This is a genomic window from Paenibacillus sp. Y916 (genome assembly GCF_056786435.1).
In genome coordinates this window covers 694,203-707,335 of record NZ_JBXCJA010000001.1, presented here as the reverse complement: position 1 = coordinate 707,335, position 13,133 = coordinate 694,203, and the positions used below count along the sequence as shown (strand labels likewise).

The window sequence follows — 13,133 nt, the reverse complement described above, 5'->3', positions numbered from 1 at the left end:
TCCATCATATCGAGAACGTTCGTTCTATTATATCATACAAAGGAAGTATTTGGCTATCGCCAACCGAAATTCATCTCCCACCTACTCACTGAGCTTCGCCCTTCACATTCATTGAGGTGGAAGTCTTCTTTCGGAAAATGATAAATTTGTTTTTGCGAAAAGATATCGAGATCAAAAAACTCTAAAAATCCATCGAGTTCTACAACACTATTCACGGATGTACACGAAAAAACCTCCCATTAATGAAGAGGTCTCATAGTTTATGATTTATACCTACCCAATTGTTCTTCGCAAGCTTTGAGAGTTCTTCGACAAAGCATTCTTCTGGTGTGATCATTGAGATCATGTTCGCAACCTTCGACCTCGTAATTTTCTCGACTGGAAGTCAGATTACTCAGATTGAGGAAATCTACTATTCTCCAAGTTTTTGATTGATTTAATTCTAGAGGTAATACCAGCTAATATCATCACTAAAACCCCCGCAATGATAAATAATAGACCAATCCCTCTACCGGGACCTGTACCGATAATTTCCCCGATGCTAGGGGCAAGAAGTCCCCCATCGATTAATAATGGATTAAATACATGGTCTGCTAGGAAACCCGATACACTGTATGCGGCAACAAAACCAAGCTGTGAAAGTATCCCGATAATGCCCCATACCCTGCCTTGTTTTTCATTAGAAATATTCTGCCGAACCAACACATCAGCGCTGGTATTGATGAATGGCAGTGCTGATAGGAATAAGAATCCAGCCCCTATTATAAAGTAAAGGTTGGTTGTTAGCCCCAACAACGAAAAGGATAATCCAGCGAGAACCATCCCCAGTACAAGCATGCGGGAATACCTCTTGCTAACGCTAAATATGCCGATAACTAGACTGCTTATTATCATCCCTATAGCACTAATAGACTGAAAGGTTCCAAGTGTTCTCGCATCTGAAAACGACAGTATCATGGGTCCGATCAAAGTCTGCAAAAAACCGAGATAAAAAGTAATAATTGAGACAATAGTTACAAGAAGCAATATCCCCTTTGTAGAGGAAATCGCATTCCACCCCTCTTTTAAATCTGTTAGGAAATTTTGATTTGCAGATTCTTTAGATACTGTCTGTAAATTCTTTTTAACGACCAAAACTGCAAATATAGCAACTACAAACGTAGAAATATTAATAATAAGAATATTCTCTATCTTCGTAATGCTAAGTAAGAATCCAGCTATGATCGGGGAAAATAGGAATTTAGCTGATTCGGCCAGTTGTACCAAACCGCTTCCCTTTGAAAATTGTTCCTCCGTTAATAAATCTGTAGCTGAAGCTTTGTAAGCCGGACTTTGTAAGCCAGCAAAAATGGAACTGATCGTCACACCAATATATATTTGCCAGAGCTGAATATCTCCTGTCAACATTACAATCAAAATGAATAGAAGCCCTAAAGCAGAACCTAGATCACCAAGAATCATCATAGCCCGTCGATCATATCGATCGGTTAATACACCACCAACAGGTCTTAATAAAATGGATGGCAGGAAGGAAAAAAGCGTAATTAGAGCTACACTTGTGGCAGTATGTGTTTTCTCAAAAGCATAAACCCCCAGAGAAAAGGCTGTCAAACCAACCCCGATAGACGATACCATCTGGCCCATCCAAACAACAAGAAACTTCTTAAACGATTTATTATTTACAACCTTCATTTTTTTCTCACTTCCTTTCTATTTCTGAAAGCACTTCTGAAATGACAACGATCCTCACGATTCAATTTGATCTTTCAGCATCTGCTCATACATTTCGGGTATATAACTGAAGCTACCCTTTTCCGCCCCTAACGTAGTTTCGATAATAAAAGCAAAAGCCTTTGCTTTTTTGATGATTTCCACAGGCTCCCATTGGAATAGACCTGTATCCAGCAAAAATTGAGAAGATACTAATAAAAACTCAACCACTTCCTTTGGGGCAGGTGTATTGAACGTTCCCTCCTTTATTCCTTGTTCAACAACAACAGCCAAAATCGGAGTCAGCAACAAGATGGTTTCAACTAAACTTTTCTGATGCATCTCGGCATTATCTACCCGGTGTAGCTGTTCAATAATATGGTTCTTCCGACTGCTGTCCTGATTTTGCGCCATAATTATTCTATAAATTTTTTCATGAGAATTAAGTTTTGGATTTGCGGCGATAGATTTTGCATCTGCCAACCCAATGTTCATATAACGCATTACAATTGCGTTCATGACTTCTTCTTTGGATTGAAAATAGTAGTAAAAGGTACCCTTGGCGATTCCAATCCTTCGCAGAATGTCATTTACTGTCGTTTTTGAATAGCCCTTTATTCCAAAGAGAAGCTCAGCAGCATCCAGAATTTCATTTCTACGTTCTTCAGGCCTTTTTAAAACCCTCATTAGCATACCTCCATCGTTTGTAGACCGACCCCCGGTCTACAAACGGTCAAAATTGTTCCTTCTATTATTTATTTTATAAGCCCATTTCCATTAGCCATCTCGAAAGTTTATTTTCTCTCGCTTTAATATCATTTTTCTCTTTAGAGTATTTCCCTAGTTGTTGCTCGGCAACTATATTACCGTCCAGCATGAAGAGAATACGTTCTGTTTTGGCTGCAACTTTAACATCATGAGTCACAATCATAATTGTTGTGCCCGAGTCGTTGATATCTGCCAGAATTTCCATGATTTCAGTAGCCGACTTGGAATTCAAGGCACCTGTCGGTTCATCACCAAACACAATATCAGGATTATTAATAAGCGCTCTGCAAATGGCTACTCTCTGAAGCTGTCCGCCCGAAGCCTGGGTAATATCATTATTGGCAAGCTCAGAAATTCCAGTCTGCTTCATTAATCGGACGGCTCTTTGATTGATCTTTTCCCGACTGCTAACCTTCGACATATATGCTGACAGGATGATATTGTCAAAAATGCTCAGATTCTTTAACAGATAGATGTGCTGAAAAATAAATCCCATTTTATTCAGACGTAATTTGGCCAATTCATTCTCGGAAAGAACTGAGATTTCACGCCCATTAAAAAGGACACTTCCTGAAGTCACATTGTCCATTCCGCTAATATTGTAAAGCAATGTAGATTTCCCTGAACCTGAGGGACCCATCACAGATACGAATTCACTCTTTTTGATTTGCAGATTCACATTTTTAAGGATGTTATGCTCAGTCTTATTATTAACAACATAGGTTTTATTCAGTTCCTTGGACTCTAATATGTTATTCATTGATTTCCTCCTTATTCTACAATCATCTCAGAGATACTGGATTTTTTTATTGATACGATGCTGATTAATGTTGTAATTGTCACAACAATCATTAGAACAAGCGGGCTAATAAGGTAGGCTTGAACAGGATCAATAACAAATTTAATTTGTGATGCACCAAAGAAGGAAAGAATAATACTCACAATTTTTTGCCCGATCGTGTTTGAAATAATTGTACCCAGGATGATTCCGACATTAAGTACCAATAACGCCATGGTTACATATTTTATTCGGATATCTTTTAAGGAAAAACCAATACTTTTAAGAATAGCTATTTGAGCGTAATCTTTGGCCACCAACATTTTTATGAACAAGGATGTTATTAGGATGGATATAAAGATAGCAATCATAATAGCCAGAACTGTAATTAATTTGAGCTGATCAATTGTATTCCCTAAGGTTTGGTCTAAATACCCCTGAAGATGGGTGACTTTGGCCGGGTAGAATGCCTGTTCATATTCAGCAATTTTTTCCTTGATGTCGATATGATCAGATACATCTAAGCTTACTACATACCAAAGTACAGTATCCGCATTGAACGGCATAAGTGCTTTGGCTGTTCGGCCCCCATTGGTCACGTCTTGGTAAATACCGCTAACCACCATTTTCTTTTCTGCTCCGTTGATTACTAGTAGAAGCTGATCGCCCGTATTCTTTTCCATGTCTTTGCCGTTAGCATAGGAGAGAGCAATTTCATTGTCGCTTGTCGGGGCATTCCCATTCACATAATCCAGAGGGAAAATAGAAAAGTCTCCAGTTTCGATACTGATGTTATCTAGAGCACCTTCATTATTTATTATCTTAAACTGACTGGTGACCAATGGAGAAAACTTCTCAACATCTTTATCGTTCTTGATATAAGCATTCATTTCCTCATATCTTTCAACGATATTATCTGTCACACGCAAATCTATCCTGATGTCACTTTGCCCTATCCCCATATAAGAGATGAAACTCGGCGACTGGATCGTGTTCAGGAAGTTCACAGGAATGATGATGATGAATGAACTCACTAAGAAAACGATCAATAGTAATCTAAACATCTTATATCTTTGAAAGACATCCTTTATCCCAAGGAATATTGGAATATTAACAAACTTGCTTTTGTGTAAAGGCAGAAAACTCGTCTTAACCTGTGTATCTCCGATATTTCCAGATCGCAAAGCTGCTATTGCTGTTATCTTATTGAAGCGTCTGAGTACTAAGCTACAAAATAAGACCACCATCAAAAAGATCAAAACTACAGCAATAAAGGAAATCAGGTGTTGAAAGACACTCTTCGGTGCTGTTCCTATATAAAGCATAATATTAGCGGTGAACAAGCGGTTTAGAAATATGGAGGCCAGAAATCCGATTACAGATGCTGATCCTGCCATAACAACATACTTAGTCAGGTACATTTTTTTAATATAACTTTGACTTATTCCAATCGCCTTCATAACTCCAATTTCTCTGTAATCTTCTTCGATTGTGGCCAAAATTGTAAATCTTATGCACAGAATGGCTATAACATTGAGAAGAATACTTACAAATATAACAACCGCCGCTACAGCACCATCTGTAATTGAATTTAAAGTCTTGAACAAACTGTAGTCAATAGCAGGCCCCTTCTTGGGTAAGTTGGAGGATTGGTACGCATTGCTAAATTCGCTAAGCTTGCTTAAATCATTTAATTGAAATTCAATCAGGTATTCAATTTCACCGACATTACTTTTCAGCCTCTCGAAATCGTCTTTATGTACTACAAAACGCTTCGAATGAATGATGGAGGGGTTCATCTGGACATCCCTGACAAAGTCCATCACTGTGAATTCCATGTCAAATGATTGTGAGGTAATTTTGACTTTGTCTCCAATATTCATATTTTTTTGCTGCTTATAGTAAATGGGAACTGCAATTCCACCTTCTGAAACTTGGAGAACTTGGCTTTCCAGGTTAAGTAGCAAATCAAATGATGAGTTCTGCTGGACAAAATCAAGATCCATAATACTATTCTTCTCTGACTCAGCATCGTTACCCAAATATAGATTGGATCCATCTATATTGATCATTTCTACAGTCTGCTGATCTTTCACAAGGTCATTCTTAGAAGCCCAGTCATCAATTTCCGACTGATTTAGTTCTCCGGAATGCATCTGGACGAAATGCGGAGCTTTCGATGCCGTAAATAGATTATTCAAAGAATTGGATAACTCCATAATCATGCTTGAACCCGCCGAGACAAGTAAAGCTGATAACAAAATAAAAATAAACAATGCAATCGTTATGCCCTTTTTTCTGGAGAAATCTTTTTTTAGCATGTTTAATAACATCCAGTCACCATTATTCCTTTCATTAGTTCGAATTTATACAGTCTGTCGAAGTACAATATTAGCAAGATGTTCTGCAACAACCTTTGCTTTCGTGGAAATAAACATGTGGGTCCCACCCTCAATTGGGATTAGCTTGATCTCATTACTAAAATACTTCATCCACAAGATGACCGAATCCATTGGGACTACTTTGTCATTTTCACCCCATAAAAAGAAGACAGGAATATGTAATGGCTTAAATTCAAGGTTCGAAGCTGTCTCCAATACTCTGAAATCGGCACGAATAACCGGTAGGAAATATGCTAGCAAGCTTTTCTCATGAATGAGTTCCTCCGGAATTCCATCATAAGAAATAAGATGATCGATGAGCTTATCGTTGGATATATCAAAATAATTAGTCCCCTTAAATTCACAAGGCGTATTGCAAGCGGATAATACTAACTGGAGAGAATTTGTTGTATATTCACCGGAATTCAGCAGACGTTGCGCTAAAAAGTAGGCGATAATCCCCCCCATACTATGACCTAAAAAGATACTATGAGGTTTGATTATGGCTTGCAATTCTTTGTAATACATATCCAAAAGAATTCCAATATCCTGCACAGGTTCACTTGTGCTTAATCCATGCCCTGGCGGATTTAACGACCAGACTTCAAATTCCTCGTCCAAAGCATTTGCCAAGTCTAGATAGGAATTTGCATAACCTCCTAGGTAGGGGAAGCAGATAATCTGCCACTTCCCCTCTCCCGGTCTCAATTGTTGAAATATTTCAGTTATCATAGATCCTCCTGAATAATCAGATTTTGCAACTTACGCTTTTAAAAAATCAGGGAAAACCTGTAACGGCTGAGCGACTTTCTTTTTCTTAAATATAAAGTGTATTACAATAGCCGCAATAATAAAGTAGGCGATCTGCAACTTTTGTACATCAGGATTGAAGAAGTATAGTTGGATTTGACTTCCTGTCGCAGCAAGCCAGAAGGCAAATAGATAGAACAGAAGGTTCCCTTTTGTTGCGTTAAAAATATAACTTTGGAATACAACAAAAGCCATCAACTGCACAACATAATATAAGTAGGATGTCGATGTTCCGAACGAAGATATAATGTAACCCGGTAGAACCCATAGTCCAAATAGAAAACCTGTTAGCAACGCACTTGTAATATTATTCTTAAATTTACCTTGTAAGAACGGTAATAAAAAACCGATCCATCCGAAAACTCCACCGATCAACCCTGTTTCTTTAATGAAATTTACCAAGGCCGCTATAAACATTTCTGGAACAGTGAAGGTGATATCCGGGACAGGTAATCCAAATAGCAAGGAACCATAATGCATCGTCAATCCAAAGAGTATAAAAATACCCAAAATGATAGGAAACCAGACCAGATCTTTCTTTCTAGGTATGAGTTTGGAGAATAATCCTTTTAAGGCTTCGGACCCACCCATAACATAATAGGTAATAATTCCAGCAATTGACGGTGAATACAAAGCGATAATGGCAATCGGATGCATTAAGGTAAGTTCACCGGTAATTGGAACGAGGAAATCTTCAAAGACAATAAAGGATATGGCAATTCCCCAACATACGGCAAAGGAAATACCCAAATACAAGTACAGATACTTATTATTACTTTTCATCGACTAATTCTCCTTTATTAATAGTTTCTTATTCATCAAAGCTGTAAGATTGTTTATCGTGCTGAAGTTCTTGAGATCTAATTCATCATTTTCAATCTCAATCCCAAACCTCTGTTCCACAAAATCTACTAATCTCATGGCAAAAAGGGAATTCACAAATCTGAGTTCAAAATAATTGTCATCATCTGAAAATACAACTTCGTCATCGTCAATGGATAGGTTCTCACCAATAAACCTCCTGATTTCTTCTCGATAATTCATAAAACCCTCCCTGGAAAATAAAATTTATTCATTGATGCAAATGTCTATATAATCAGGAAAATTCATGATGTTGTTCAAATCATGCTCCAAGACATAATTACCATTCCCATCCGAGCTCTTTTCACGAAAACCGGCAAATCGGAAGCTCACATTCATCATCCGGTTACGTCCCGTATCCCGAAAATCTGCTAGTAAAACTTTGTTTTGATTTTTGGCTTCCTTCATAATATGGGTGAGAAGAACGGTACCCACTCCCCTTGAAATAACCCTACATGACATCAGCATCATCTCAAGTCTCCAATATTCATCTTGCATATGGATTAAGGCCAACCCGATTTTCCCATAGGTTCCATATTTATCTTCTAATTCACAGACAAGTAGTTGATGATCATCAGACAACATCAACCTATTTAATTCATCGTAACTAAACGTTTTTCCAGTGGCATTCAACTGATTCGTTCTTATGGTAAGTTCTTCTGACCGCATCAAATCATCTTGTTCAGCAGCGTAGATTGAGAATTTCATATTGAGTGATGCTAAAAAGGCATCTGAGGGTCCTTGGTATTCGCTTTCCGCTTGTTTTCTTTTGTAGTCAACTTGATACATTTTTCGCCTACGTGCCGAATCCACGGTTATAAACCTTGGATTTAAGCGAGGATTCGTTAGAAGTGTCAGGTATTCGCTTGAATTAAGCAGATTTATCAAAGGATGTACATTTTTCACCTCCTCAAGTTCGAATTCTTGATCATCCACAAAGAGAATGGCATCCATTCCAAAATTTATATTTTTCTGAATTTGTTCCAATGAAAAGGACTTTGCATTCCAATGAATCTCTGGATATAGAAAGTAATCATTCAAACCAAATTCTTCAAGCTTTGACATGGCTAGATCATAGTCATTTTTACTCGAAATAGAGTTAAGGATTCCCCGCTCATCCAGTGTTCTGATGATATTGATAATTTCAGGCTTTAGCTGCACATCATTGGATTCTATGAGGACGCCATCCCATAACGTGTTATCTAAATCCCAAACTACACATTTAATCTCCTTATATTCATCCATATACATGCCCTTTCTACTTCAATATTCATAGAAACCCTTTCTACTTTTCCGCCCCCATTGACCTGCGTCCACCATTTTTTGCAATAATGGACAGCATCTATACTTGGGGTCATGATAGCTGTTGTACAAAACATCTAGTGAATGGACAACTGTATCCAGTCCAATTAAATCGGCCGTTTCTAGAGGTCCCATTTTATGATTGAAACCTTGTTTGATAATGTTATCTACTTGTTCAGCGGTAGCAATTCCATCCTGCACGATAAAAGCGGCCTCATTCATGAACAGGTGCGAAAGGCGATTCGATACAAACCCCGGTAAATCACCAATGACAATAGAACTTTTCCCCATGCTTTTTAAGAAAAGAACTACTTCTTCCTTAGTTTGATCTGAGGTATGATAGCCTCTCACTACTTCAACCATTTCCTTAAGGGGCACAGGGTTCATCAGATGAATGCCAATCACTTTTGTTGGGTCCGGCAAAAAGGAGGCAAGTTTTGTAATAGATATACAGCTTGTGTTAAGTGCAAAAAGTGTATCCTTCTTGCAAATTTCAGTTAATCTCTTATATTCTGAAGTCTTTTCTTGCAAATTTTCACTAATATTTTCGATAACAATTTCGGCATTCCCAATGTTGGAGTAATCATCTTGGAATGTAATCCGTTTGAGGATCGTATCCAAATTCACAGTGGAATACTCCTTATTAAATAGACAAGCTGAACGATATTCCTGTTTAATTATTCTTGGGGCATTTTCCAGAGCGCTAACAGATATATCCTTCAGAATGACGTCATACCCATGTCTTGATGCTTCCAGTGCAGTGGCACACCCCATGACTCCAGCGCCAATAATAGCAATTGTTTGCTTTTGCATCTGCATTTTCTCCATTCTGATGATTCTTTGGTTAAATTAGCTCATCATATATCTCTTTTGTATCCAACAATGCCTTGCCCACTCTCTCACGAAACCAATTCACATCATTCATGTTAAGTGAAATATTAGGATATAATCGGGAGATGGATGAGACAAGGATACCGTTCTTAGATAGGTTATTATGTAAAATAATATCTAGCGACATGATTTCAAAAGTGTAATCTGCAGTGGTTTGAATAATATCATGACAGCAATGATAAGATGCGCAAGCAGGAGGACCCTGAATCACAAGCGGAAGCCCTACAGCTTCAGCCTCAGTTTTTAAAATGTCGTGGATCATAGTCATTTTTGTATTCATTTGCGTCATAGCTAATCCATTATTTCTGCTTAGGATTTCAAGGGTTGTTTTGACTGCTGCTGTGCCTAATGGATAGCCATTAAAGGTTCCAGCATGAATGACTTTCTTGTCTACCAATAGCTGCATAATCTCTTTTTTACCGACCAGTGCTGAAACAGGAACCCCTCCTCCAGCGATTGCTTTACCCAATGTGGTCAAGTCTGGAATCACATCGAATTCTTCCTGCGCCCCGCCTAATCCCATTCGAAACCCGGTGATAATTTCATCGAAAATGAGCACAACATTATATTTATCGCATAATTCTCTCATTTTTTTCAGATAGCCGGGAGCTGGCATTACCCCTCCTCCATTTACACAAACCGGTTCAGTAATCACTGCTGCGATCTCATCCCCGTTATTGATAAAAAGCTCTTCCAAAAGGCCAGCATCGTTCCATGGCAATAGGTATGACTGGCTTTCAAGTGAATCCTTGGCTCGTCCAGCAGTTCCTTTTAGATCTCCGAAATAATCAGAAGGTATCGGTTCTCCGGTTCTAGGAACTCGCCCGCCCATAATATTGTCTGCGTTTCCGTGATAATGACCTTCAAATCTGACAAAACGGTTTTTGCCAGTCCAAGCCCTCGCTAACCGAAGGGCATTTTGTACGATTTCAGTTCCCGATAGTCCAAAACGAATCATTTCAGCAGATGGGATATATTTTGCGATCAATTCCAAGGCTTCGGCATCCATATCACAGTGACTCACAGAGAGAACTCTATCAATGGTTTCTTTAAGGCTCTCATTGTATTCCTTATTTCCGTGACCAACGATCAGTGCACCGAATCTCGCATACAAATCCAGGTATTCTTCACCATTCATATCCCAAACCCGACTTTCATTTGCTTTCACAAAGTGAATTGGAGTTTCCTCCCAAGGTAGATGGAAATTATAGTGCACACCTCCTGGCAGAAGTTCCTTCACTCGGTGGTTGTAATGTTTCATACTGGTTGGTGTTATCAATGGATGACCTCCTTATTCAAGATTCCATAAAGTTTCTTCCGGTCTTCTTCATCATCAAACGCTATACAGAGCGGCAGCTCAGGATTCTCTTTCACAAGGTTCCTTATAATGGGCTGCGGTCCGATATCTATGAATAACTCTACTCCTGAATCTCGCATGCTTGAGAGAACCTGATTCCACTGGACAGGTAGGACTAATTGGTTGCTGAGTATGTCTGGAATGCATTCTGCCGATTCAATGATTTTACCAGTTACAGTCGACCATAGATCAAAGCTTGTCGGCCCGAACTTGAGGTTTTGTAGGGCTTCTTCCAACTCGGGTTTTAGATAAGTCATCAAAGCAGTGTGATAAGGAGCATCTGCTTTCATAGGCATCATCCGAAAAGGAATAAATTGCCCTCCATATTTATCTACTTCCTTTTCCAAAGACCGAAGCGCACTTGGATAACCGGCGACAATAAATTGTTTGGGGGAATTATAGCCTGATATAGTCACATAATCATTCGGCTGAATTGAATCAATGATGTTGTTCAGAACCTCATCATTCAGATCAACCACAATACCGGCTCCGCCCTTTTTTTCTTCAAGTGCATGCTGCATGATCGCACCCCTTTGTCTGGCGTATGTGACACCCTCAGAAAAAGACAACGCTCCTGCAACAATAAGCGACGAAATCTCACCCAAACTATGACCTGCACTACAATAAGGCGTCAGTCCTAATTGATCTTTAAAGACCCGATATAAGGCGTAGCTTGCTGTGACAACCGCCGGTTGAGCATTTTCTGAACGTGTTAATTCTTCCAGACGTCCATTCATGATTAAAGAACGGATATCAAAACCCAAGCTGTTGTTAGCCTCTTCAAAGACCTCAGTCGCAACGGGGAAGTTTTCAATCAGATCTTTGCACATGCCAATGTACTGACTGCCTTGCCCCGGGAATAACACCGCAAATCTCATTTCTTTTTACTCCTTTTGTTATACTTTTTTAATCCGAAATGGGAAATAATCTCCTGCTGCATTTGAGATGATCCTTCAATAATCTCTAAAACCTTGGCTTCCCGATACAATCTTTCCACCGGATATTGATTGGTGAATCCATTTGCACCGTGGATCTGTAGGGCATCATTGGCCACATCCACCGCTACTTTAGAAGTGAAATATTTAGATATCGTCGTTTCAATGGAAGCGTCCGGATGCTTTTTCTTACGTAATTCACCAGCTCTTAAGCAAAGTGCCCTTGCAGCATGTAACTTAGTTACAGCGTCCCCAATCATTCCCCTGATAAGTTGAAAGTTGCTTATTTTTTGATCAAATTGTGTACGGCTTCGAGAGTAAGTAACCATTGCATCCAATGCTTCCTGCGCAATTCCTAGTCCCGCCCAAGCTATGCTGTAACGCCCTTGGTCAAGTGCAGCGGAGACAACATACTCGAAAGCGAAATTCAATTTCCCGAGCACATTACTTTTAGGAACCTTGACGTTATCAAGGTGGATCTCCGCAAGATAGGTTGCACGTGCAGCCAATAATCCTTCGATTCGTTTCGTCTGAACACCGGGAAATGACCTCTCGACTAAGAATGCTGTGCTCTTACCGTTGTTAGAGGCAATAATGATAAAGACATCCGCTATATGACCGAAAGTGATCCATTTCTTAGTCCCATTGAGAACATAATAATCATCCTCTTCATGCCAAGCTGTCTTGATGCTTTTTGCATCCGATCCAATATCCGGCTCAGATAATCCAAAAGCAGATATGACTTCACCGCTAGCTAATCGCGGTAGCCACGTCTCTTTTTGCTCCTCCGAGCCAAATCGTAATAGGGTCTCACTTACAAGGGAAGTTTGTACGGTAATCAAACTTCTTGTAGCCGTACATGCCTTACCAAAAACCTCAGTAAACAAGCCGTAATAGACCGGATCCAGCCCCAAACCTCCATATTCTTCGGGAAGAGAAGCTGCTAAGTACCCCTTAGAGGCCATTTTCTTAATCAGCTCATGAGGGATACCTCCCTGTTCTTCAAACTCGTTCACATGTGGACGAATTTCTTCATTTACAAAAGACTCCACTTCCGCAATAATTGCTGTCTGTGTCTCTTCGTTCATCAAAGCACCTTTTCATTTAGACATTCGCTAAGGTAGCCTGCAAATTCAGATATCGTTTTGTATTCGAACAAGGCAACAGGACTAATGTCTATATCCAAGTTTTTTCTCGCCCGGTTAATAATTTTCAGTGCCTGAATGGATGAGATACCGATTTTCAAGAAGTTCACATTCTCATCGATATCATCAGGTTCCTGCCCTAAGATAGCAGCAATTTCTGTTTTCATGAGCTCCATAATTTCGTCTCTGTTCATA

The 13,133-nt window shown here is 39.3% G+C and carries 13 protein-coding genes; all 13 read right to left on the bottom strand.

Annotation, left to right across the window (positions count from 1 at the left end; all coding sequences use genetic code 11):
• Positions 1-390: 390 nt before the first annotated feature.
• Positions 391-1,692: an MFS transporter gene (locus AC1TO9_RS03345; RefSeq protein ID WP_482055124.1), complete on the bottom strand. Its 1,302-nt coding sequence runs from the start codon at positions 1,690-1,692 to the stop codon at positions 391-393.
• 54 nt (positions 1,693-1,746) lie between these two features.
• The gene (locus AC1TO9_RS03340; RefSeq protein WP_482058310.1) at positions 1,747-2,397 is read right to left on the bottom strand and encodes a TetR/AcrR family transcriptional regulator; all 651 of its coding nucleotides are present in this window, start codon (positions 2,395-2,397) and stop codon (positions 1,747-1,749) included.
• A 73-nt stretch (positions 2,398-2,470) separates the two neighbouring features.
• A complete protein-coding gene (locus AC1TO9_RS03335; protein ID WP_482055122.1) occupies positions 2,471-3,238 on the bottom strand; it encodes an ABC transporter ATP-binding protein in 768 nt (255 codons plus the stop codon).
• An 11-nt stretch (positions 3,239-3,249) separates the two neighbouring features.
• The gene (locus AC1TO9_RS03330; RefSeq protein WP_482055121.1) at positions 3,250-5,589 is read right to left on the bottom strand and encodes an ABC transporter permease; all 2,340 of its coding nucleotides are present in this window, start codon (positions 5,587-5,589) and stop codon (positions 3,250-3,252) included.
• A 33-nt stretch (positions 5,590-5,622) separates the two neighbouring features.
• Positions 5,623-6,369, bottom strand: a complete 747-nt coding sequence (locus tag AC1TO9_RS03325) for a thioesterase II family protein (RefSeq protein WP_482058309.1) — start codon at positions 6,367-6,369, stop codon at positions 5,623-5,625.
• Positions 6,370-6,399: 30 nt separating this feature from the next.
• Positions 6,400-7,230 carry a hypothetical protein gene (locus tag AC1TO9_RS03320; protein WP_482055119.1) on the bottom strand — a complete coding sequence of 277 codons (831 nt, stop codon included), beginning with the start codon at positions 7,228-7,230 and terminating at the stop codon, positions 6,400-6,402.
• A 3-nt stretch (positions 7,231-7,233) separates the two neighbouring features.
• Positions 7,234-7,491: an acyl carrier protein gene (locus AC1TO9_RS03315; protein WP_482055118.1), complete on the bottom strand. Its 258-nt coding sequence runs from the start codon at positions 7,489-7,491 to the stop codon at positions 7,234-7,236.
• A 24-nt stretch (positions 7,492-7,515) separates the two neighbouring features.
• The gene (locus AC1TO9_RS03310; protein ID WP_482058406.1) at positions 7,516-8,553 is read right to left on the bottom strand and encodes an HAD-IIIC family phosphatase; all 1,038 of its coding nucleotides are present in this window, start codon (positions 8,551-8,553) and stop codon (positions 7,516-7,518) included.
• Positions 8,554-8,571: 18 nt separating this feature from the next.
• A complete protein-coding gene (locus AC1TO9_RS03305; RefSeq protein WP_482055117.1) occupies positions 8,572-9,423 on the bottom strand; it encodes a 3-hydroxyacyl-CoA dehydrogenase family protein in 852 nt (283 codons plus the stop codon).
• Between the two features lie 31 nt (positions 9,424-9,454).
• Positions 9,455-10,762: an aspartate aminotransferase family protein gene (locus tag AC1TO9_RS03300; RefSeq protein WP_482055270.1), complete on the bottom strand. Its 1,308-nt coding sequence runs from the start codon at positions 10,760-10,762 to the stop codon at positions 9,455-9,457.
• Between the two features lie 14 nt (positions 10,763-10,776).
• Positions 10,777-11,736, bottom strand: a complete 960-nt coding sequence (locus AC1TO9_RS03295) for an ACP S-malonyltransferase (RefSeq protein ID WP_482058308.1) — start codon at positions 11,734-11,736, stop codon at positions 10,777-10,779.
• The gene (locus AC1TO9_RS03290; protein WP_482058307.1) at positions 11,733-12,881 is read right to left on the bottom strand and encodes an acyl-CoA dehydrogenase family protein; all 1,149 of its coding nucleotides are present in this window, start codon (positions 12,879-12,881) and stop codon (positions 11,733-11,735) included. Before AC1TO9_RS03290 ends, AC1TO9_RS03295 begins: the two co-directional genes overlap by 4 nt.
• Complete coding sequence (locus tag AC1TO9_RS03285) at positions 12,881-13,132, bottom strand: phosphopantetheine-binding protein (protein WP_482055114.1); 252 nt, start codon at positions 13,130-13,132, stop codon at positions 12,881-12,883. The genes AC1TO9_RS03290 and AC1TO9_RS03285 overlap by 1 nt, the downstream gene beginning before the upstream one ends.
• Position 13,133: the final 1 nt, after the last annotated feature.